This window comes from Bradyrhizobium sp. CB2312 (assembly GCF_029714425.1).
Lineage (GTDB): Bacteria > Pseudomonadota > Alphaproteobacteria > Rhizobiales > Xanthobacteraceae > Bradyrhizobium.
The window spans coordinates 8,457,695-8,478,975 of record NZ_CP121668.1 but is presented as its reverse complement, the minus strand read 5'-3'; the positions used below and the strand labels follow the sequence as shown (position 1 = coordinate 8,478,975).

At 57.3% G+C, this 21,281-nt stretch carries 19 protein-coding genes and 3 pseudogenes; 13 read left to right on the top strand and 9 right to left on the bottom strand.

Translation table 11 applies throughout. From position 1 onward, the window contains the following. Positions 1–27: 27 nt before the first annotated feature. Both QA642_RS40675 and QA642_RS40670 read right to left on the bottom strand, forming a co-directional pair. Positions 28–2,454 carry an EAL domain-containing protein gene (locus tag QA642_RS40675; protein WP_283081856.1) on the bottom strand — a complete coding sequence of 809 codons (2,427 nt, stop codon included), beginning with the start codon at positions 2,452–2,454 and terminating at the stop codon, positions 28–30. 27 nt (positions 2,455–2,481) lie between these two features. After that, on the bottom strand, positions 2,482–2,988 hold the full coding sequence (locus QA642_RS40670) for a molybdopterin-dependent oxidoreductase (protein ID WP_283081855.1): 507 nt from the start codon (positions 2,986–2,988) through the stop codon (positions 2,482–2,484). 435 nt (positions 2,989–3,423) lie between these two features. Here QA642_RS40670 and QA642_RS40665 point away from each other — a divergent pair, with 435 nt between their 5' ends. The 4 genes and pseudogenes from QA642_RS40665 to QA642_RS40650 form a co-directional block, all read left to right on the top strand. Further along, positions 3,424–3,585, top strand: coding sequence for a Flp family type IVb pilin (locus QA642_RS40665; RefSeq protein WP_283081854.1), 162 nt, complete (start codon positions 3,424–3,426; stop codon positions 3,583–3,585). A 125-nt stretch (positions 3,586–3,710) separates the two neighbouring features. Continuing rightward, a complete protein-coding gene (locus QA642_RS40660) occupies positions 3,711–3,983 on the top strand; it encodes a hypothetical protein (protein ID WP_283081853.1) in 273 nt (90 codons plus the stop codon). 19 nt (positions 3,984–4,002) lie between these two features. Continuing rightward, positions 4,003–4,575, top strand: coding sequence for a hypothetical protein (locus QA642_RS40655; protein ID WP_283081852.1), 573 nt, complete (start codon positions 4,003–4,005; stop codon positions 4,573–4,575). A 54-nt stretch (positions 4,576–4,629) separates the two neighbouring features. After that, a pseudogene (locus QA642_RS40650) lies at positions 4,630–4,922 on the top strand (diguanylate phosphodiesterase); the annotation flags it as partial. A gap of 479 nt (positions 4,923–5,401) precedes the next feature. Here QA642_RS40650 and QA642_RS40645 read toward each other — a convergent pair. Both QA642_RS40645 and QA642_RS40640 read right to left on the bottom strand, forming a co-directional pair. Continuing rightward, entirely contained in the window at positions 5,402–5,668 is a 267-nt protein-coding gene (locus tag QA642_RS40645; protein ID WP_283081851.1) for a YidB family protein, read from the bottom strand. A gap of 25 nt (positions 5,669–5,693) precedes the next feature. After that, positions 5,694–6,314 (bottom strand): TIGR02391 family protein, encoded by a 621-nt coding sequence (locus QA642_RS40640; RefSeq protein WP_283081850.1) that lies wholly within the window; start codon positions 6,312–6,314, stop codon positions 5,694–5,696. A gap of 1,365 nt (positions 6,315–7,679) precedes the next feature. Between QA642_RS40640 and QA642_RS40635 the strand changes: the two genes are divergently transcribed. After that, complete coding sequence (locus QA642_RS40635; protein WP_283081849.1) at positions 7,680–8,558, top strand: TauD/TfdA family dioxygenase; 879 nt, start codon at positions 7,680–7,682, stop codon at positions 8,556–8,558. Between the two features lie 741 nt (positions 8,559–9,299). Here the strand turns inward: QA642_RS40635 and QA642_RS40630 are convergent. Beyond that, complete coding sequence (locus tag QA642_RS40630; RefSeq protein WP_283081848.1) at positions 9,300–9,716, bottom strand: helix-turn-helix transcriptional regulator; 417 nt, start codon at positions 9,714–9,716, stop codon at positions 9,300–9,302. Positions 9,717–10,374: 658 nt separating this feature from the next. Here QA642_RS40630 and QA642_RS40625 point away from each other — a divergent pair. The 3 genes from QA642_RS40625 (at position 10,375) to QA642_RS40615 (ending at position 11,588) form a co-directional block, all read left to right on the top strand. Then, a complete protein-coding gene (locus QA642_RS40625) occupies positions 10,375–10,647 on the top strand; it encodes a DUF2285 domain-containing protein (RefSeq protein WP_271609299.1) in 273 nt (90 codons plus the stop codon). Between the two features lie 163 nt (positions 10,648–10,810). Beyond that, on the top strand, positions 10,811–11,005 hold the full coding sequence (locus QA642_RS40620; RefSeq protein ID WP_128931960.1) for a DUF6499 domain-containing protein: 195 nt from the start codon (positions 10,811–10,813) through the stop codon (positions 11,003–11,005). 46 nt (positions 11,006–11,051) lie between these two features. After that, positions 11,052–11,588: a DUF2285 domain-containing protein gene (locus tag QA642_RS40615; RefSeq protein WP_283081847.1), complete on the top strand. Its 537-nt coding sequence runs from the start codon at positions 11,052–11,054 to the stop codon at positions 11,586–11,588. A 244-nt stretch (positions 11,589–11,832) separates the two neighbouring features. Here QA642_RS40615 and QA642_RS40610 read toward each other — a convergent pair whose 3' ends face one another. The 3 genes and pseudogenes from QA642_RS40610 to QA642_RS40600 all read right to left on the bottom strand — a co-directional run. Continuing rightward, complete coding sequence (locus QA642_RS40610) at positions 11,833–12,768, bottom strand: LysR family transcriptional regulator (RefSeq protein ID WP_283081846.1); 936 nt, start codon at positions 12,766–12,768, stop codon at positions 11,833–11,835. 136 nt (positions 12,769–12,904) lie between these two features. Further along, positions 12,905–13,186 (bottom strand): helix-turn-helix transcriptional regulator, encoded by a 282-nt coding sequence (locus QA642_RS40605; protein WP_271609295.1) that lies wholly within the window; start codon positions 13,184–13,186, stop codon positions 12,905–12,907. A 190-nt stretch (positions 13,187–13,376) separates the two neighbouring features. After that, positions 13,377–13,593: pseudogene (locus tag QA642_RS40600) on the bottom strand (transposase); the annotation flags it as partial. Between the two features lie 625 nt (positions 13,594–14,218). Here QA642_RS40600 and QA642_RS40595 point away from each other — a divergent pair. Both QA642_RS40595 and QA642_RS40590 read left to right on the top strand, forming a co-directional pair. Further along, positions 14,219–14,699, top strand: a pseudogene (locus QA642_RS40595) (porin); the annotation flags it as partial. A gap of 195 nt (positions 14,700–14,894) precedes the next feature. Next, positions 14,895–15,989 carry a KamA family radical SAM protein gene (locus QA642_RS40590; RefSeq protein WP_283081845.1) on the top strand — a complete coding sequence of 365 codons (1,095 nt, stop codon included), beginning with the start codon at positions 14,895–14,897 and terminating at the stop codon, positions 15,987–15,989. Between the two features lie 834 nt (positions 15,990–16,823). On the opposite strand, the gene QA642_RS40585 is transcribed toward QA642_RS40590, so the two are convergent. Then, a complete protein-coding gene (locus tag QA642_RS40585; protein WP_283081844.1) occupies positions 16,824–16,988 on the bottom strand; it encodes a hypothetical protein in 165 nt (54 codons plus the stop codon). 1,962 nt (positions 16,989–18,950) lie between these two features. On the opposite strand from QA642_RS40585, the gene QA642_RS40580 reads away from it, so the two are divergent. From QA642_RS40580 to QA642_RS40570, 3 genes are read left to right on the top strand one after another with little or no spacing between them, the layout of a single operon-like run. Next, positions 18,951–19,688: an iron-containing redox enzyme family protein gene (locus QA642_RS40580; RefSeq protein WP_283081843.1), complete on the top strand. Its 738-nt coding sequence runs from the start codon at positions 18,951–18,953 to the stop codon at positions 19,686–19,688. A 16-nt stretch (positions 19,689–19,704) separates the two neighbouring features. Further along, positions 19,705–20,661, top strand: a complete 957-nt coding sequence (locus QA642_RS40575; RefSeq protein ID WP_283081842.1) for an NAD(P)-dependent oxidoreductase — start codon at positions 19,705–19,707, stop codon at positions 20,659–20,661. A gap of 5 nt (positions 20,662–20,666) precedes the next feature. Then, entirely contained in the window at positions 20,667–21,281 is a 615-nt protein-coding gene (locus tag QA642_RS40570; protein ID WP_283081841.1) for a hypothetical protein, read from the top strand.

Sequence of the window (21,281 nt, the reverse complement as noted above, 5' to 3'; positions counted from 1 at the left end):
GCAAAGCGCCGACCCGATAACTTCCGCCTAGGCCGCCGCCCCCCGATTCGCACCAGGCGCCAGCAAATCTGCAATCTGTTTGCCTGGCATAGGCCGGAAGAAGTGAAAACCCTGCGCGTCGGTGCAGCCGGCCGCTTGCAGGCTGTCTTTCTGTTGCACTGTTTCCACTCCCTCACCAGTTGTCTTCATGCGCAGCGTGTGCGCGAGATCGATTACGGACTGAATGATCGACATGCAATCGGCATCGGTGGTCATCTCGCGGACGAATGTCTGGTCGATCTTGATCTTGTCGAACGGAAAGCGCCGAAGATAGCTGAGCGAGGAGTACCCGGTGCCAAAGTCATCAAGCGCGATCCCGACCCCGAGTTCGCGCATCCGATGCAGGGTAGCCATCGTGGTGTCATTATCCTGCAGTAGTAGCGATTCAGTGATCTCGAGCTCTAGCCGTTCGGCTGGGAGACCTGAGGCCGCCAGCGCCATCACGACGTTGTGTGGAAGGTTCGGATTCTTGAACTGCGCAGGTGACATGTTGACCGCGATCTTGACATCGGATGGCCAGCCAGCCGCTTCATGGCAGGCCTGACGCAGCGCCCAGTCACCGATCGCAGGAATAAAGCCCGCTTCTTCAGCGATGGGAATGAATTCGGACGGTGGCACAGGTCCCCGCACCGGGTGGTTCCAGCGAAGCAACGCCTCGCACCCGGTTATCCGGCCCGAGGTCAGATTGACCTGCGGCTGGTACACGAGGTGAAATTCACCTTCCGCCAGCGCAACCCGCAAGTCTAACTCGATCTGCCGGCGCGCCTGCAGCTCCAGATCCATTTCTGCTTCGAAAAAGCAGAAGGTCGCCCGGCCCGCTGCCTTCGCCTGATACAGGGCGAGGTCTGCATTCTTGAGCAGCTCATCAGGAGCATTGCCGTCGGCGAGTGCGAGCGCGATGCCGATGCTCGTTCCGATGTTGATGTGGTGTCCACCGGTCTCGAATGGTTCGGCCATCGCCCGAAGTATTCGGTCGGCACACTGGGAAATGTCGTGATTGGATGCATCGATCGCCAGCACGGCGAATTCGTCTCCGCCGAGCCGGGCAACCAGATCGATGGGCCGCACGGTCTCGCTCAGGCGTTCCGCCACAGATTTCAGCAGCGCATCTCCGACCGGATGGCCAAGCGTATCATTCACCGTTTTGAAACGGTCGAGGTCAAGCAGCATAACTGCAAACGCTCCGCCATCTTCGGCACGCTCAAGCGCCGCAATCATGTGCTCGTGAAACAACGTGCGGTTTGGCAGACCGGTCAATGCATCATGGTGCGCCATGTGCGCGATCCGCGCCTCGGCACGCCTCCGTTCCGTCAGGTCCTCATATGTTGCCACCCAGCCCCCCTCGCTGAGCGGTTGATGTGATACGCCCACGGTCCGGCCGTCGGTCAATTCCTCGAAGTAGGTCCGGGGGCGGTTCTCACGGATAAGGGGCTGTTGATTGGCATAAACCTGGTACAGGCTGGCGCCATTCTCGCCGCTCGCGGAAAGGAATTCAGCGAGATGACGCATCGGCGTGCCGGCCTTGAGGAGGTTCTTGTCGAAACCGAACATGGCTTGATAGCGCTGGTTGCAGATGACGAGTCGCTGCTGTGCGTCCACCAGGCAAAGTGCCTGCGACATGTTGCCGAGTGCAGCCTCGAACCTTTCGTTTTGCGTGCGCAGGTCACGATCGCGCCGGACAAGCGTCTCGTTCTGCCGCTCCAGCTCGGCATTGGCGAACTGCACCTCCTGATGAGCTTCTGCCAGGTTTTCCGATGTGACCCGGAGGTCGTTGGTGAGCGCTTGCATCTCGTTGTGGGCTCTCTGTAGCAGGCGATTGTGCCAGGCAAGCAAGATGATCAGTGCGATTCCACACACGATCAGCCCCGCCGCCATTGCCGAGAAGCTCCAGTGCAGGCGGATCAGCTGACGCTGATCGTCCGCGACGCGGTCGCCGCCGACGCGATTGGCAGCGGCAGCAAGCTGGGCGAGACGGGCATCCAGCGGCAGCAGGATCTCCAGCAGTCTCGGAACATGCGCCGGCTTCAGATCGTCGAGGTACGGCTGGACGGTATCAAGGGCTCGCGCGAGCGCGTCGATGGTCGCGGCGTATTCCGCATCTTCTTTCACGAACTGCTCGACCTCGCCGGTGCGCAGGAGCGAAAGTCGATTGACGATGATGTCAAAGCGCAGGCGCACCTCGTCCACGCTGACCTTGCTGTCCGGGAGGCCAAAGGCGCTTACCCGTTGCTGGAGACGCGTGTACTCCGATGTCGCCTGACCGACCAACCAAGCGACATTGTAACGCGAGACGCGCTCGAGCGCGCTTTGGCGCTCTATCACCAATGCGGAGATGTAGACGGTGGCGGCAACGAACACGCCGATGACCAGCGCGAGCAAGATCTTGATCGTGCGAAGGTTCGACTTGGCTGTCATCAGTCGAGCGACACGTGAGTTTGCATGTTACTTCACGATCAGGCGGTTCACCTGCCACGCCGAGCGGCTGTAGAACTTCTGGCTTCGCAGCTCTGGGTCCGAATCGTATGGGTAGACGATGAACAGCGGCCCCTTGTCGCGGATCGGCATATATTCGCCGTCGCGCTTGATTGCAAGGATAGCATTGTATTTCGCGAAGTCCTCGACGGGAATCTCGGTGCTGTAGTCATTCAGCGCCATAGCGATCACACGCTGACCAGTGGCGCCGACGTTCTGCATCAACTTATCGAGTCGAATGCCTTCGAACTTGACGGGCTGCTTGTACCAGGGCGTGCTGGTTTCGAAGCTCACCATTCCCATCGCTTCGAGGTCGGAGCGGCGGAAGGTGAGGCCCGCTTCGGCGTCGGAGGCATTGATCTTGCCGCTGATGGTCAGGATCGGCTGTTCCTGCGCCATGCCGGCCTTGGGCAAGCAAGTGAAGGCGAACGCCACGCAGGCGGTAACAACGAACGTTTTAACTGCGACGCGGCGCATCTGAGTCGGCATGCGGGATCTCCCGGAGCGGCTGGTTAAACGTAGCGATGAACTAACATTGCGCCTCCGCTGGAATTGCTAAAGGCGCCACTGGTGTCCCGGCTTTTTTGCACTTGAGAGTGACTCGTTTCCTAAGGCGAAGTCGACAAAGCAGCATCACCTCTATGTGGCGCGCGAAAGTGGCTACTTGAATGCAGCCTCGAGCCTCGAAGCTGCTTGGGCGACAAGCCCGAATTGCCAGCGCCGAAATTGCCACCTGCACCAGATTGCGGCTAGGGCTGCGCCGATAAGAGGTTGACCTCGGCCTTACAGAGCGCGCGCATATCTCGGTCCGTTCCGTACAAAGTTCGCGCGCCGATAACGAACGAGCGTTTGCTGACTTTAACAAATTGCCGGCAAAGTCCTGAGCGCTTAACCTTGAGAAGGGCACGCACCGTGAAAATCCTAGTTCGTTTTTTACGCGATGAGTCTGGAGCTACCGCCGTAGAATATGGGTTGATAGCCGCGGGTATATCACTTGCTATCATTGCAGCTGTGAATGGACTGGGCACGAAACTCAGCACGAAGTTCGCTTCGATCAACAGCTCTCTGAAATAATCAAAGGCCGCCTCGGTTGGCGGCCTTTCGTTTTCCCGCTACGAAAGGAGCGGTCCCCGCTCAGGGACAACTAGGGCTGCTTAGGGACCTTGAGCGGAAGTGTTCCTCGTCATAGAGCGTCAGTCTTGCGCCTGTATGCGCGCCGACCGCCGGGCGACATCGCGCGACGTCTTCACCGCCGAACTGCTGCTGCCCTACCAGTGGTTCAAGCCAGGGTCGACAGCGCCGGCACGCGACTCGCCGCGATCGGCGAACTGGCGGACGAGTTCGACGCGTCGCTGCTTTCCAACGGCTCGCGATTCGCGACTTTCTCGCGCGAACTTTGCGCCTTTGTCGTCTCGGAAGGGGGCAAGATCCGCTACAGCGCCCGATCGGTGCGCGCGCCTCCGTCAGGCTAAGGTCTGGATCAAACTGGGCGTGCCTCTGCCGGCCGATTCCTACAGCGTGCGCGTCCGCGCCGGCGAGAGCCTATCCGGCCTCGAGGAAGCCGAGCCTGATGCGCGGTTCGAGGATTGGGAGCGTGACGGAGCGCTCATCGAAGACACCCGTCATCTGGGGCAATGGGACCAGACGCTGATCTTGCTGTGGTTCGACGACGAGGAGTCGGTACCGCCGGCACCCGAACGAAAGCAATGGGACGAAGATGCCCCGCCCTACCTCGCCAAGCGGTTCTCTAAACAGATCGGCTGGCAGTTCGGAATGATGATCCACTGGTACGTTCACCTCGGGACAGCTGACACGCCGGACGTGATCTGGAAACTTGGCGCAATTCCCTTGTCACCGACATCCGGCGGTACCCACTTGAGGCTGGGAGCAACCTTAGATTCTTCGCGATCCAGTTTCTTCTCCTGCATGAATGTGGGCATGTGGCGGCTGGAGACCTGTCGATCGAGAAGACAACGGATGCAAGTCACTTCGAGGTGGAATTCGCTGCTGATGGATCGAGGCCTGACGGATGTCACTGCCTTGCGATCCTGGGCTATCAGATAAGGCAGGTACGACATGTTGAAGGTTGTGGTACCCTCGAAAGCTCGCCGATAGCAGGTGAGCAGCGCACGACGCTTCGTTACCAGCGCGTGCAGCAGTGCGAACGAGCTGCAGGCCGGCTCGCCACCGATCTGCCGGACCTGATCCTGCTCGCATCGCGGCCGACCGCCTCGAGCTCGGTCAATCCTTGGAAATTCTGGTGCGGGAGGACTTCGAGGGCAAGGTGCTCGTTATGGCGCGCGCGATTCAATCATCGTGGAGGCGGTGCAGCAGGTGGGCAAGGAATACGGCCTTGCGATGCTGCCGCCGCTCACACGCCCGTTGCCGCCGACACGCTGCGCGAGCGCGTGGATAAAACTCCGACAAAAGTAAGCCCGGTCCGCTTCGCGAGTGGACATTTCATTTTTCTGGAACCGTCTGAAATGATAGAGCTGCCCGCAAGCCGCTCTTGCTCCGCGAGAGCGTTAGCCACCGACAAATGGGCAGATACCAAACGCATGTGTCGCCCCTTAATTGAGAGATAACATCCCATCGGCTGATAGTTGTAAACGATAGAACCTTCTAGACACCCCGTCGTATTCCCTGAAGCCAGGAGCGCCGGTCACCGGTTCGGTAATGCTTGCATCCAGCGGCGGCAGGCCCGCCGCCTGGATGTCGGCTGTGACGGTAGACCGGGTATGACAGAGATCAGGCTAAACCGTCTTGATTGGCCCCAAGCCGAATAGGACGGTGTCGGTTGCGAAGGGCCATAACGTGCACTTCGGTCATGCCACTCAGTGCGAAATTGCGGTCCGAAAAGTCGCCTGGCTATGCCGATCGTTCGACAGCATCACATCAAAGCAATTAGCCAATAGCCAACCACTAGCGGCTGTAACTTTCCGTTAGGGCTCAATTTGTCCACGATATCTGGAAGATTCTCAGCGGTAACGGCCAGCATCTTATCCATCGCGAAATCAAAGTACATCGCTAGCTGTTGGACCTGATCATTGCCCAATGCTGCGCGAAGCTGATCAGCTGTGATCGGCAAGTTCTTGCCCTTACCGAGCCACGACGATACTTGCTTACCGAGCTGCGACTGCTCGAGCTTGTCCAGCAAACCCTGCATATCCTTTAGGTTCGTGTTAGCAAGCCGCTATTAGCTGGTTATAGACGGAGCGATGCTTCAATTCTCGCATCGCCTTGTGAATGATCTTTTGAACCTCTCTCGGCGCTAATCCGAATTGTAAACCTATTTCTTTCAGCGAGCGCCCATCGTTCATGTCGATCGTAAACCACATGCGTAAAATTCTCTCCTCTTGCGGGGTAAGCGGCTGAGAGGTGATCGAAGCAAACGTGCGAGCTGCGCTTGCATCGACAATTCGCAATAGGTGGTTCGCGAACATCATTATCTCGGCTACTTCAGCCGGATTGTCGAGCAATACGTCTCTATGCGAATGAGGATTCTTGTAAGAGCCGATAGCTCCGGCGAAAAGGTCGCTGCGGGCCTGTCGTTCGGCAGATTCTGCACTATAATCCGACAGCGGGCCGGCAAAAACATTGAACGCCTTGCGCATCAAGGACATCCCTAGATCGCTGGGCGACATACCAGCAGCGTCGCGCACGGCCACTTCAACGGCTTTCATTGCAAGGAAGACCCCGGCGCCGTAGTCTTCGTGCTTAAATGAGCGCCAGGCTTCACCCAAACGAGGGTGCAAGCGTTTGGGCGACAAATGGCGTGCGGCTGCTGATTTAGATGTCGTCAATCAGGAGTCCTTCAAATGAAGCGACATTGCCGATTTGAGGCAGACAACCCGGCCACTGCGCTGACCGCCAAGATAGCATCGCAACTGGTAGAGGAGTAGACGCGAAGGCGCCCGACCCGCGAGCGCCTGGTCAGTCAGCGTACCGGCATCGCGCCGCCGTGATCGAGTTTGTCCAGTCTAAATTTCCTCATCGTCGCACTGCCCGTCTCACCGGTTTCGTCGAGCTATCGGCGGGTTCACCGGGCCTTTTGCGTCGGCGCTATGGAGAGCCTCCAGCGAGTGCTTTTTAGTATGAAACTGACAAGAGTGCTTCACAATTGTGGAGGTGAGTAAGAGAGGGCGATCATGAGGAAGATGAAAGCCCGGCTTGTGAATCTGAAATCTGGCGTGGCGTTCAGTGTCGTAAAGGCAAAAATAGCCAGTAGGAATTTGCGGCTTGCAGTCTGAGAGCGCAAAAGACGCCTTGTTGTCTCAGGGGAGCGATATTCCTCGGCGGTCGGGCTCTGTTTCTATTATGTGTGCTCAACTGCTACAAAGCCAAACGGCATGCACTCAGTAAGGAAAATCTACCGTCTCCGGGCGAACCAAAGGCGGTCAGCGCCGGGGCACCTGCATTCGTGCCAAGTGCAAATTTCGGAGAAAATGGAGGGATTGAGTCCATTGTTAAGCTGCATCGGAAGTTGCAGCCTCCTCACTTTGCGCGGCTCTCCCGCTACTCCAAGTGATGACAGCAAGATCAGCTGATCAAACAAGCCGCTCAATGAACAACTCTAAGTCGCAGAAAAATGATTACGAACCCGTTGAAGTAGTTGAGGCAGTAGTATACATCTGTAGATAGAGCTAGCGTGTACATCTAGAGATAGAGCTAACTTTCAAGGCCGTGGTGCTATCCGCTTCGCAAGCGCAGGCCTCGAACCACTTCCAATCTTGATCGTGCCCATGAGGTCGCGCGGGTTGAATGAGGTCCAGCGCAGTCGTGTTCAAGGATTTTCCAAGCATGAGTTCTGAACGAGGAGAACGTTGCGCGAGCTCGAAAAGAAAGCTGGTTTCGTTTCATAGACTGGACATGGATTGCGTCTATGATCTGCACTGTTGATGAGGCTGCAAATCGATCTGGGGGCCTCATATGCGAGTGTCCTGCGATGAGAACGGCACTAGCCGTCTCGACACGCAGAGGGAGTCGGATTCTAAGATGCTGGTGGTGTGTATCAGAATTCAGCCGCCCAATTGAGCGGCGCGGTGATCCTAGCTCAGACAATTCGGATCTGTAGCGTCCAGCTGGTTTTGCTGGGTTTGTCACCAGACGCGATCACCACTGAGCTTGTTTGGACATGCACAGAAAGAGGCGCCGTCATGAGTGGAACAATGGCTGTTGAAAATGTCATTCCGCGAGCAGATATCGTCAAGCACGCGGAGCGGCTTGGTGCCGAAATCAAGAACATTGCGCTGTCGGACGATTTGCCTGACGATGTCATCGTAGCGTTCAACCGGCTTCTGCTAGAGCATAAGGTCATCTTCTTCCGTGATCAGGGACATCTCGACGATGCACAGCAGCAGGGCTTTGTGCGCCGGCTCGGCTCGCTGATACCGAATCCCACAATGGCGGACACAATGGGCGGTTCAACGATCCGGCAAGAGCTGTCTGATCGCGGCTGCAGTCATCTCAACCAGATGAACGATGAGCAGGTCCGCACAGCCATTTCGGTGCTGCGGCTCGCAGCGGACCCGCCTTTTGGTGGCGACATTGCTTGGTCGAGCAGGGCGGCCGCTTATCTTGATCTTCCCGATCCCCTGCGGATGCTCGCAGATAACCTCTGGGCTGTGAGCTTCGTCGCATCTGATCTCACTGCGTCAGAGAGGGCCAGCGAAGCCAACAAGCGGCGTTGGTTTTACGGCGTATCCACCGGAACGATCTACGAAACGACACATCCGATTGTTCGTGTTCATCCCGAGACCGGCGAACGCATGCTATCGCTCGGTCGTTCCGTGAACAACTTCGTCGGCCTGCAGCGCGATCCCAGCCAAAGACTGTTTGAACGGTTGCAATCCTATCTCATTGCGCCCCGGAACACCCTGTGCTGGAACTGGAAATCAGGCGACGTCGTAATCTGGGACAATCGCGTGACTGAGCCGTATCCTGTCAACAATACCGGCAGTCCTCACTGGGCCATGGACCAGCTTGCGATTGACGCCCGCGTACGGCACGTGAAGAGGCCAAAATCAAGGGCCGCAAAGGCTGCCTGACATGGTCCGCATCTCCCGGATTTCGCAAGACGCCGGGAGACCTAACGCTAAGTTGCGGCCCTGCAATGTCGAGCGGAGCCGGGTTTCTTATGCGCCAGACCGGCTAACGGGCGCAGCTGCCACCTGCTCAACTTCTTCCAGGCCCAATAGCATTAATCTTCAGGCATCGTCTCTGTTCGCCGGTCAAACCGGTGACGCTGCGTTTTTGATGATCTGATGAAACCGTTGGCTCTCGCTCGGCGAGCAGCATCCCCTTCATCGTATCGGGATAGTCAGGCCGGGGGTAGCTCACACCCAATTCAGAACATATTCGCCACCATCCCGCGACGCGTCGGAGGGCCCTGATTCACCGCATCCGGCGCCGGCTGAAACTATCCCGCTCGCGATCGTGCCGGCGTCTTACGTGTTCCATAAACAGACCGCCGGTCGAGCCTTCCAGGAGCGCCTAAATTGCGCCCATGCAAGGAAACCACACTTTCCCGATCTTCGGCCAGCGAGAGGTCCCATCCTCAAGCCGCACACCAGCTTGATCCTCCGACCGACAGCTCTAGACGAGGGATCTGCTCTCATGCTCTTGCGCACCAGGGTAGCAAGTCCCTCCATGCCCTTGCGGAAGTCTCTTGGTTGCCGCGTTGCGATCACCCGGACCCCACCCGATAGCCGACCACAGCTCCAAGCAGACTCTTCGAAAACCTCTGTTTCAAGCGACCGTCGGTAGGTTTACGGCGAGCGGGGCAACCCTCATTTTGAAGAATCGGCCTTATGACAGGCTGCCCAGGGGGTCGCTAAGCGGAACCCTGCTGGACGACATCGGCTGGAGCAGGAGATCGGAAGCGTCGGCTGTAGATCGATGAAGCATGTGGGCCGCTCCGGCTCGCTCCTCCCCGCGTTAGCTGAAACATCGCTCTCACAATAATTACCTCCTGTTCTGACAGGGGGCGCGCCGGTTTGCGTCGGGCTTGGGGGCGTCGCATCCTTGACCGGCTCAGCGAACAATTCGGACAAGTGAACACCCGAGGGCGCGGCGATGCGGTCCAGGAGCTCAATGGTCGGGTTCTCTTTCTTCTGCTCAATGCAGCCCATGTATGAGCGGTAGATCCCGGCATCATTGGCCAATTGCTCTTGCGGAATGCCGCGCTCTACGCGGATCCGGCGCACACTCCAGGCCGCAAGCGCACGAGCGTTGATGCGCAGAGGCAGCCATTCCGATGATTATGAAACCACTGGTTATAGCCGGACTGTTACGATAAGCTCGGAGCAGCAGTGGCTGTGCTGCCCAATTGCTTCGAGGAGTAAGGCAACGGTGAGATGCAGACGCAGCTAGCGCGTGCCCGCCTTCTCGTTGACCATCACAAGCGTTCTCGCGGGGCCATAGCTTGCCATTAGCGGCAGAGAAGAAATCGCGTTCAGAGCAACCTGCGGCGTTTTCCCGGGACCGCGACTAGATAGGACGAATCTTCAAATATGGCTCGAAAGAGAAACGAATATTCTTCAATTGGCCGATTCTGGTTATTGCCTTTCACGAGTGCGACCGGGCCGGTCACTGGGGACCACCGTGCCTTCGGCCGAGGAACAGAACAGCAAGGACAACCTTGTTATCGGGCACATCTGCAATCGCTTCCAGTATGGACTGCGATGAAAACGTGAAAGCGCAGGATGGAGGCCACCAGGTCAGTGTGAGCCGATATGCGATTGCCGTCTTGGCGCGAAAAGGAGGTTGGCGTGCGACCATTGGGCAGGTACCAACACGACCTCAAACTAGTTATCGTTGCTCTGATTTCGGTCGATTTTTCAGCTGGGTAGGAGTTTTCAGGCAGTGCCAGCCGAGCCGAAGGTCGCAGAATTGGCGCCCACCGTCGACGAGCTTACGTCATATGACAAGGAGCACGCTGTTGCCTACATGCGACTTCTTGATGCGGACGCGGACAAGGCAGACTGGCGCGAAGTCGCGCGAATTGTGCTTGGGCTTGACCCCGCCGTTGAACCGGATCGTGCGCGACGCACATTCGAAAGTCATCTGACGCGGGCCAAGTGGCTAGCGGGCCACGGCTATCGCGATCTGCTACGTAGCGGTTGGCCAAAACAATGATCAGCGCGGATGTCAGGATCGGCCGAATGCCTCGCGATCGCAAAAGTTGATCATTCCATCCATTAAGTGCGTGCGAGGCGCGCACACGGTAAGGAAGCACCGGAAAGAGCCACAATCATCGGGTGCATTTCGCCGCGTCTGAAGATTATGCGGGAAGGGTGCGATGCCGGATACTGACTGGAGATCTGAGGAAGCGTACAGCGGCCTGAAGAAGGCGGATGCTGCCGACCTGGCCTGGGAATGGCTGCGCCGGGATCGCGACTACCAAGAGGATTATAAGCGGCTATCTCGCCGCGAACGTTCAAGCGCAGCGGCGGGCCAGTTCCGACGCAAGTGGGGGCTCTCGTTTTCCTGCTGACCCGCAAAGGACTTTCGACGAGCATTCAGTCTTTTGGGCACCCGAGGTGCTGCCGACCGTACTGGCTGTGCGGCCGGCCAACTGCATTGCACCCAAAAGCTATCAGCTCGCTTTCGACAATCTGCGGGGCGGCGAGCTTCGCCGCGCGCCGGATGGATGGCATGCGATCGTGCCGCTCGGGGGTACGAAGCATCGCCTTTGGCTGAAGGAGCCTCCAGTGAGCGGATATGCTGTCGTCCTTGATCTTCCGCTCGACGCCGATTTCGAGCTTCGCTTGGGGGCTGCACGTCGATTTTGGCTCGCCCTCGAGCGTCGGCCGCTCGGACAGCCTCCTCTTGCTATGCCGGCTTTGAAGCAGCGTCGGCTGATCCTTGCGCTGCGCGCAGTGGATGGATGGCAGGAAGGAAATAGCTACCGCCAAATTGCGCAAGGCCTGTTTGGAAGTCATCGTGTGGCCGAGCGCGCCTGGAAAACAGACGATTTGCGCAGCCGAACCGTTCGTCTTGTTAAGCTGGGGCGTCGCCTCATGCGCCTTCGCTGGCGAGCATTGCTCAACAAACGCAGGGGTAGGGATGACAAGTAGAGGGGGCGGCGCGATAAGCGGCCTACCTTCCGTTCTGCCGGCCAATTCTTCTGCTGCCATGGCACGATGTCGGATAGCATAAAGACTTTGCGCTCAGATCTCATGGTTGGCGTCTTGATTGTTGCACCCGAGCGGCGCCATCTGCGTAGGCTTTGACGGCTATGCTGGAATAGCTTCTAACTTGAGCGCTCTCGACTTGAACATTGATCTCCTGCTGTACCGGATTGAGGGAGACCGCTAGACGTCAGGCAGCCTGTGCAAGTGCGACCTTCTTGCAAAGCCGAGCCAGCCATCGGCAGAAAGAACGTGCAATCTCGGGGTGCGCGCTGCGATCCACAGCATAGGCGCGGTATTGCATGCCACTTGGAGCCCGGGAGCCGGGGACTATCTGCAAAGCGCCCCCTCGCACCAGATCACTGACGATGATTTCCGGCGCGACAAGAAGGCATTTTCCTGTCATGACGGCCGGCAAAGCAAGATAGTTGTGATCATACCGTGCGCCCGCTCGTATGTCACTTGAAGACAGGTTCATGGCTCTCAGCCATGTCGGCAGGATGTCGGGACGGGACGTGATGTTCAGTATAGGGGTTGAGCGGACAATCGAGAGCTCTCTGCCCCCGACGAGCTTTGGCGGGCCGACACACACCAGCTCCTCTTTGTAGATCTCCCAACTGTCGGCGGGTTCGATGACGGAAAGATCCCGTGTAATCAAAATATCGAAATCATCCGAAGATGTCGGCGGCGCCAGCGAGCTGACGATGTCCACGATCACGCCACCGGCTTCAGAAGAGAACGCCTGCAGATTTGGAATAAGAAGAGAGAAAGCAAAGGTCGATAGTGACGTGCGGACCACAATCCGATTGCCTCCTGCGCTTGCACGGCGTCGCATTCTCTTCGCGGTGAAGCCGACCGTTTCGATCGGTTCAGAGACTGCGTTTGCGAATAGCCTCCCAAACTCGGTTAAATCACTGCGCCGTCCACGCCGCTCGATCAGGTCAGCACCCAGATAGTCCCGCAGTACAGACAAATAGCGGCTGACTGAACTCTGTGTTGTTCCCAAAGTGGTGGCAGCGCGCGTGACGCTGCCTTCGCGGGCAACGGTCACAAAAGCGCGGATGGCGTTCAAAGGAACGTCGTCGTCTTGAGCCGCCACTGTCTGCTCCGGCGCCAGAATGAACATTCATCACATTACTCGATGTCCACAGGGGGATTGCAGCTTATAAAGGGTCGGTTGCGCTTAAACTCCACGCTAGGCCACTGATACTGGTCCAGGACCGCAGAAGATCTGCGTCAACAGCTCGGTGCTGTAACGGGGGCTACGTCTTTTTGCGGCGTGCCGACTTCGGCTTGCGACCTTTAGGTAAGGTAGCGGGCGGCGGCGCACCCTTGGACGGCCGAACAAACAGCTCCGAGACGGCCACGCCGAGCGTCTCGGCCAGGCGATCGAGAAGATCGATTGTCGGGTTTGCCTGTTGGCGCTCAAGTCCGCTCATGTAGGAGCGGTCAATACCTGCATCGTAGGCTAATTGCTCTTGCGGAATACCGCGCTCGACGCGGATCCGGCGCACATTATAAGCCACAAGCGCACGAGCTCTCATGCGCGGAAGCAGCCATTTTGATGGTCATCAAACCACTGGCTATAACCTAACTTAAAATCCCATCAAATTTGAGGTTTTGATCGAATTATTCGATGCGTGTCACCGAATCGCTGTTCCCCGACGCTAATGGGGCGAGCCGCACAAGCGCTGGTATGTCGGCCGTCTATCAATGCGCGGCAGCGCAGATTTTGAGCACGGCGTCTGCTAGCCGCCGCTTCAGCCGCGTGTTCTCGTCCTCGAGCGTCTTCAGCCGCTTGGCCTCGGAGACCTCCGTCCCCCGAACTTGGCCTTTCATTTGTAGCGTCGCTGATGCCATGCTCGCGGCACAAATCGGCGGCCGAAACGCCGGCCTCATGCTCCTTTCAAATCCCGATGGTCTGCTCTTCCGAGAAGCGACTGCGCTCTATGCTCTGGTCCTTGTCGTAGGCCAGCACGAACTTCAAACTGGATTAACCCGTTGGGCAAGGTCAAAAAATTCGGCAGCGCTGATAGTCGTTTGAACCATGAATGAGCTCGATGGCGAGTTCGCCATCGAGAGCGATCGCGATGCGATGCCCAAGAGGAGGCAGCACATCGGTCTATCGGACCCGCGCTCTGTGCTCACAAAACCACGATCCACGCGCAGATAGCGTCAGCTGGTAGTGACCCGCGATCAGTATTGCTGGCGCCGAGAACGCTGCGAAGAGCTCCGCAATATGTCGCCCAGATCGATGTGCCCCCAGCTCATCACCGAACTGGCGCTCTGCAATGTTGTCGCGCGCATAGCAAGTTTTCGAGTCACCTGTTGCCTCGGACGGTTGTGACTCCATTTGATCACAACGGAGGAGCCAGCCTGCACGTTTGTTCGTTTCGTACAAAGTTATTGCGCCTCTCACGAGCTCGATCAGGCATGATTGGCGCGAGCGGAATCATCCGTATCGCGACGCTAGTTAGCTCGTCGATCCATCGGTAGCGTTCGAGAGGGCGCCGCAAGTCATGATGAATTGGGGGCGAAAGTAGTTGGACGTCGTCGGAAAACGTCGACCCGACTTCTTTTGCGCAGACTTCGGCCAGGGCAGGACTGCATCGATCTCGGCTGTTGATTCGACCGTTACTACCAGAGTAACCTATATAATGTCGGCGCCGGCCTTACGTCAGTGGCAGGCTTTGGTTCTGGCAGCTTTGGCACCAATGACCTTGGCGCAACGAGGGCTCCTGATATCCAGGGCTCGGTCCGCGCCGATCAGGCTTGGGGCTTTTTCAGGCCTCGGTCGCAGCGCATAACAATCATGTTGCGTACTACGGTGCGACCGAGCCGAGCCGTCATCCGGGCGACAAGCGGGGTTGGGCTGCTCAGCTGGCATCGCCCATCAAGAATCTTCCGACCGGCTCCGGTGAGACCATCAACATGCAAGCGGTCTACACCGATGGTGCTACCCGCTACAACTTCCAGAGCTTGGCTCCGCAGAGCTTTGCTATGTTTGGCAGTGCCAGCGTGCCTGGTGCCTACCAGAGCATTGGGCTTGCAGCCGCTGCTTGGACTGCCTTGAACGCCGGCGACCGGACACCTGCAAATGTGCGGCTGAGCTGGACAGAGTGCCTCTCTCAACTCCCGACTCTGGTAGCCCTCACCACACCCGGTAGGTATCGATCCACTGTTGTTGCTGTAGTGTAGACGAGCAGCTCGTATCGCATAAAACGCGCTGGTCAGGACAGACGAGGTGTCGCAATGGAAACCATAGCTGATCCGCAGGATTGCAAAGCACGCGTACTGAACTTCATCGAAGAAACGCGCGTAGTTAGCGAGAGCGAACTGCAAATCAACAACATCACGCCTTATCATGTCACAAAGTTCTATCGCGAGCAGATTGCCAAAGGCAGCTACTACGATCAGCTGAGGCGCATTGTAGAGCCCTCACTGGACGAGTTCGAGAGCCCAGGCACCTTGGATACGAGTGGCGAACACGACAACACGGTCGTTCCGGGACTGCAGCACAAGTACCCGCAGACCGGCCTGTTGCTGGTGACGGAACGCTGCGGTTCATATTGCCGTTATTGTTTTCGCAAGCGAATCGTGGGCAAGGATTCCGATGAAATCGCACCAGACTTCGATCAGGTCGCGCAGTATATTGCGCGCCATCCTGAGATGACCAACGTATTGCTATCGGGAGGCGACCCGTTCGTGCTTAGTACGGCCAAGCTGAATAGGATCCTTGACCACCTGCTGCCTATCAATCATTTGAGTTCGATCAGATTTGGCACAAAAATGCTCGCCTATGAACCAAGGCGGTTTGAAGATTCTGCTCTGCCGACACTGTTCGAGCGGATTCACAAGGCAGGCAAAGCTCCAATAATCGTCACGCATTTCGATCACGTTGGTGAGATCTCGTCCGATGCGGAGCACAAAGTTCGCTCGTTGCGAGCGCAAGGCGTGCAGTTCCTCAACCAGGCCGTACTTCTCGCGAAGGTCAACGATGATCCCAAAATCCTCGCAGAAACCTTCGCCAAATGCCACGACACCGGAGTGCGCCCTTACTACCTCTTTCAAGCGAGGCCCGTGAAGGGCGCATCTCATTTTCAGGTTGCGCTCCGACGGGGAATAGAGATTGCTCGCGGCGTCAACCAGCGCCTTAGTGGCATCGAGAAGACGTTCAAATACATCATGTCTCATTACACAGGAAAGATCGAAATACTGGATTTGGGAGAGGATGGCCGCGTGTACATGCGATATCACCAAAACAAAGTTCCCGAGAAGATCGGACAAATCTTTTCCCGGCCTTACGTCGAGGCTGCCTGCTGGTTGGACGATCTGCCAGAACAATGAGACCTAACGGCGCTCAACGCTGATTACGAACTCGAGCGAGTGCAGCGCGCCGCGACGCTCATCGGAGCCGGCCAAGCCCGGCTGAATCTCCGTCGCGTAGTGCAGGGCAACCCACCTCACTACTGCGGGAGGCTCGGCATGTGGCCTTGCTGGCCCTCTGGCCGAGCTGGAGAATTTTGCTCCCGATAGCTGTCCTTCGAAACAACATGCTTTCGGCCTTTGATAGTTGTGGTAGGGGTGAGATTTCCAGCTGCCACGCTGGGACGCGTTCTGGTGAGAGTGCGGCGTCGCGACGACCCTACTCGGTAGGCCGCATTCGTAGCTTTGGAAGTGCATTTCCTGTTCGGCTTGATCCGATTTCAGGCCTGCATGCGGCCTAGGCCTTCGTCGCACGCATACAGTTCATTCTGGAGTTCGGTTCCGACACGCCATGCGTCTGTTTTCGCTCTTCTTCCGACCACATCCACGCAGCTGTGAGTCGCAACAGCGAACCATAGCCATCCGAATTTGCGATGTGGGGCGCTCTTTTGGGCAATTATCTGGTCTATCCATCTGTTGTTGGGCCCTAAGCAGGCTATGAGCGCGCTTCCAGGCTCTTGGTCATAAAAACGCGGAATGCTCCGGGCGGGTCGCAAGGCGTTCGGCCGAAGGCCTTCCATCCGTTCCGAGTGTAGAAATCCGGAAAATTGGCGGTGTAAAGGAAGGTCGATCGACAGCCGCACTGTCGGCCCTCTTCTTCAAATGTCTTCAAGATCGCGTTTCCAAAACCCCTCCCGCGCAATTGCCTTGGCAGAAAGAACGAGTCCAGGAACAGCAGTCCTGCCGATGGAAGTCCTACGCACCGCCGAGAGCGCGCTTGGTCGGGGAATCCTGTGATACCATAGCAATGGGTCGGCTATTGCCGACGCCGGTGATGACACCACCGAAATCCTCATTACGCCGCTCGATCGCCTGTAGCATGGAAGAAGCGATTACATCCGTTACGACGATGTCCGGCATGACTTTTCCTTACGTTCAGACTGTTGTAGCGAGCAGCGTAGCCTCAGCCTCAGACGAGCCTGCAATTCGAGATAACGCCGGCCGATCGAACTGACGGGCGCGAACCTATGCATAGGGGCTGTTGGCAGTACTCTCGTTGTACACTCTCCTGTTGATCCTCGGCCAGTCTCCTTGCCTGCATGCTCGCTGCGACAGCATCCCCAGAGCGAAGCGAATATCCGCGCTGCGTCGCGTTCCCGCGTCTTAACGGCCTCTCGACGTGGACGTCGGGTTCAGCGAAGTCGAATGGCTAGCAGAGTAACTATTGCGAATGCTTCTTCCACCCGACTGTTCTCTCATGAGGCTGAATTGGCGCGTGACTGAGACTATATCGCGGGTTGCGCTTCGAAAACTATCAAGGTCCATAGTGGATGTTTCATGGCTGTTGCCCCGCAAAGCACCTTAGGGGCAGCGAGCGCTGCGCCGGCCCGCCTGGGCCTAGAACACTACCCTGCTCCTGGTTTTCGGAAGGCTTATACGTGGTCATGGCGGTTGGCACGGATGTGCCGGTTGGTGAACTCGCGCAACGCGGTGGCGAGGCGAGGAGGCTACCTCAACAACGCTTAAGGCGGGCCGCGACGCAGGCTCGACAGATCAGGCCGATGGCGGCCTCACACAGCCGCACATCGCTGCGCATCTGCAAGTATCTCGATTTAGAGGCAGGGAAGGTGTCGAGGGCACCGTGCAGACGCGCCCACTTTGCTGTCGTCGCCCACCACCCCGGTTCGCGTGCCCCTTTTTAAGCCCCGATCTTTGCTGCCGCGAGCCGAGACCAGGCATGGTCGTCCAAGGATGATCCTCTCCCGCCTTGCCCAGCCGTTTGGTAGACCGTAAGGCTTCTCGCTACAGCCCGGATAGGCCCCATAGATCCAGGGGCCGTTTGAAGATATCCGTGGTCTGATCCAATCTCTTGACGCTCGCGCGTGCCGTCCGCGATTCTGTTGCAGTCATCAATACGTTCTCAAAGATCGATAAGTAGAGAACGCAGGTCATTCCCTGTTTTTACGTCCTCGCACAGGTCGTCTGCCGGTCTTTCAGTCGGCTATCATGTCACTTTCTCCATCTTTAGCTGTTGATCGGATGCTCGCGCTGCGCCTTCTTGGGGCGCGCCATTACGCACCCTTGAGAAAATCGAGATAGCGGAGATGATGGGGCGGCTCCAGCGTTGTACTGAACGATGAAAAGCTGGGCTGTTGCCAGAAGCTGCGATCGAAACCTTGTCCATGGTCCGATCTGGACCAGGTGTCCAACCCGCCATTCGTACGCGCCAGCCGTCGATGTTCAGCGCGACGCGAAGCGCCCGAGGCGAACGCGGCGGATTCACCCTCGAACCCGGTCTCAGCGCTGCCCGCCCCTCATCAGCATCTAGTTCGACTCACGATTTCCCTATGGGCGTCCCGACAGAGCGCTGTCTCGCGAGCTCGTGACCTTCTCCAGACGATGGTGTTGGCCTCGATGCTGCGCGGAGGCCCAAAAATCGGTGAATTCCTGCGCCGTTTGGCCGTTTGTCTCGCAACTTCTCGTCGCTGTTCCAATTAAAAAGACTCGGTCGAACAGCGACCGCAGATAGGGCTTCGATCTCGTGATCAAAATCAAAACTGCGCAACGTCTTGCAGGCAGCCATCTGCGAACATTTTCCGGTTTGGCTCGGCGGGATGGGCTGGGCCGGTACAAGGAAGGCGGTATTGGACGAATAGGTGGCATTTTGTTGTAAGGGGCGCGCAGCCGCTCGCCATTGCGTTGATGCATCTTAAATGAAGAGCGCCGTGCGGCCCAAATTTTACAATCTATCATGATGGGCGTGCTTCTTGGTCTTGAGCGGATTGGAGTACTGCGAAAGACGATGAAATCGCGGTGAATATGTATTTTTGATCCTGTTATGAACTCGCACGGAGGGGTGTGCCCGGAATGCTGAGGGAAGCTATGAATAGCGATGCTTTGCCAAGGACCGCGTTTCCGGTGGACAAATATTTCCAGCCAATTGTCCATTGGCCGATTGCCCCATTCATTGCTGAAGCGGAAGCGATTGAGCGGCGCGCTCGAATAGAGGTGCATCCCTTTTTCGAGTACGCAAAGAATCACCCAGATGCTCTAGCACTTTGGGCGAGCCAGGAGGCTGTGGTCACCAACCCGTTTTCGCAGATCCTGCTTCGAGTAATTGCCAGGATTGCGAATGTTCACGTTCGCTCACTTCTGATGCCGGTCGTCGATGGCGAGCACAGCTCAGTCCGTGGCGGGATTGCAGATCGTTCTCACCCGTGGCTCATTTGGAAGTTGTGCAGGTCCATTGGGCTATCAGATCGACCGGTCAAAGTAACCGAAGCGGTAGCATCGTTCATCGAAGCGTTGCAGCAAACTGAGGCTGATCCAATGCGAGCGCTTGGAGCTCTTGGCGTCGGAAATGAGCAAATGCTTCTCGCCGAATATCGAGCGGTGGAGGCTTGTTTCGATACCGCTTTGCCAACAGCAGACTACAAGAGCTTCCTTCACGCGAACATTGGAGAAGACGAGGCGCATACCCGCCTCATCGCTGAAGCGGCGACCGCGCTTGAAAAGCTAGGCTATGACGCGCGGCAGTATCTGGCCGGCGCGTCGCACGGCGTCAGCGCCAGGGTGCGCTACTATGACGAGCTGCTGCGCGAGGCGCAGCTGGGCGTTTAACACAGAGGAAGTGATCATGTCAGACAAGATCTTGGTAACTGGCACCAGCGTTCGCGAGGAATTGCTAAAGCCGCTGGTTGAAGCGGGATTTGTGGTCGAGAACCCGACAAATCTGTTATCTGAGGATGAACTCGCGGCAGCCCTGGCCGATAAGGCGGGATACCTCTTGGGCGGAGACGAGTTTGCAACAGCAAAGGCACTTCAAGGCGCAAAGAAACTCAAGATAATCGCCTTTCTTGGAATGGGGTATCAATCATTTATCGATGCCGATGCGGCTGACAGGTGTGGGATCGCAGTCACCAACACGCCGGGCACTCTCAGCAATGCCGTTGCCGAATTCACAATCGGCCTGCTTTTGAACTCGACCCGCCGCATCCATCAATACGCGCTGGCGTACTCTGAGGGAAATTCCGGGAAGGAAGAAAAACAAAGAGACTTGGCGAATCTGCATGTCGGAATCGTGGGTCTCGGTGGCATTGGCACCCGTATTGCTGAAATTCTGAGATGGGGCATTAATTGTCCCGTCTCTTACTTCTCAAGAACGCGAAAGCCAGCCGAGGAGGCGCGCCTTGGGTTGACTTACCGGCCGCTTGACGAGCTTTCGGAGAGTGTCGACGTCCTGATTGTCATGACACCAGGCAATAACGAAACGCGCGGTTTGATCGGGCGAAGACAGTTTGACAGGTTCAGGCCCGGGCTCATTCTGATCAACAGCGCGCGCGCCGAGATCGTTGACCCAACAGCTTTGTTGGACGCCCTTTTGGCAGGAAGGCTCGGCTATGCAGCCTTCGATGGGTTTTACGAGCAGGCCGAGATCGCCGGTGCTGCCAAGGTGCTCATACCGACACGACTAATGATAACCGGCCACATTGCTTCGCTTACCAGCGATGCGCGGGATGCGATGGCCAATCGGGCGGTCGCATCGATCATCAACATGATCAAGTCTGGCGAGGACCCCTATAGGGTCAGGTGACCGAAATGCGCGGCCCTGGACTGCGGCGCAGCACGACTGACCAGATCGTGTTTGCGTTACTTTCGGTAGCTGTTCTGCTGCTGCTCTTCTTCTGTTTGATGCTCGTTACGGTCAATTACTGGGGCATTCGGCTCGGCGCAATTGATTATCAAAAATTCGGCTCTTGGGGCCAGGTTGTATCCGGTAGCGCGACGTTTCTTGGCGTAATGACCGCGTTGGTGTCGCTCATCTGGCAGTTTGTGAAAAATCGAAAGGAACAAGAACAGAAGTCGATTGATGAACAGACCGCGGTCTATCTCTGGCTCACGTCGCAGCTCGTGCAAGAGGATGTCACAGATCTGGTGAGGGGCCGGCAGTGGGATCTCGAAATACAGAACCTGACAAAGGCGCCGATCTATGTTTGGCGGGTCGAAGCTGAGGGCCGGCCCTTGGTGGATACGCAAAGGCCGATTTTGCCCAACCAGAACACATTCAATGTGCCGCTGCTGGACGATCGGGAGCCGAGCCAGATTCCAGAACCGGTCCTGTATTTTGTGTCTCGGGAAGGGAGGTGTTGGAGACGCTCCGCGACCGGGACTCTGACGGCGCTGAGTCAATTTCCGTGTATGCGAGATTCGTAA

Coding starts and splice junctions, on each gene's coding strand:
- QA642_RS40675 (WP_283081856.1), bottom strand. CDS start 2,454: ATGACAGCCAAGTCGAACCTTCGCACGATCAAGATCTTGCTCGCGCTG.
- QA642_RS40670 (WP_283081855.1), bottom strand. CDS start 2,988: ATGCGCCGCGTCGCAGTTAAAACGTTCGTTGTTACCGCCTGCGTGGCG.
- QA642_RS40635 (WP_283081849.1), top strand. CDS start 7,680: ATGGCTGTTGAAAATGTCATTCCGCGAGCAGATATCGTCAAGCACGCG.
- QA642_RS40620 (WP_128931960.1), top strand. CDS start 10,811: ATGCCGGATACTGACTGGAGATCTGAGGAAGCGTACAGCGGCCTGAAG.
- QA642_RS40610 (WP_283081846.1), bottom strand. CDS start 12,768: ATGTTCATTCTGGCGCCGGAGCAGACAGTGGCGGCTCAAGACGACGAC.
- QA642_RS40605 (WP_271609295.1), bottom strand. CDS start 13,186: ATGAGAGCTCGTGCGCTTGTGGCTTATAATGTGCGCCGGATCCGCGTC.
- QA642_RS40590 (WP_283081845.1), top strand. CDS start 14,895: ATGGAAACCATAGCTGATCCGCAGGATTGCAAAGCACGCGTACTGAAC.
- QA642_RS40585 (WP_283081844.1), bottom strand. CDS start 16,988: ATGCCGGACATCGTCGTAACGGATGTAATCGCTTCTTCCATGCTACAG.
- QA642_RS40580 (WP_283081843.1), top strand. CDS start 18,951: ATGAATAGCGATGCTTTGCCAAGGACCGCGTTTCCGGTGGACAAATAT.
- QA642_RS40575 (WP_283081842.1), top strand. CDS start 19,705: ATGTCAGACAAGATCTTGGTAACTGGCACCAGCGTTCGCGAGGAATTG.
- QA642_RS40570 (WP_283081841.1), top strand. CDS start 20,667: ATGCGCGGCCCTGGACTGCGGCGCAGCACGACTGACCAGATCGTGTTT.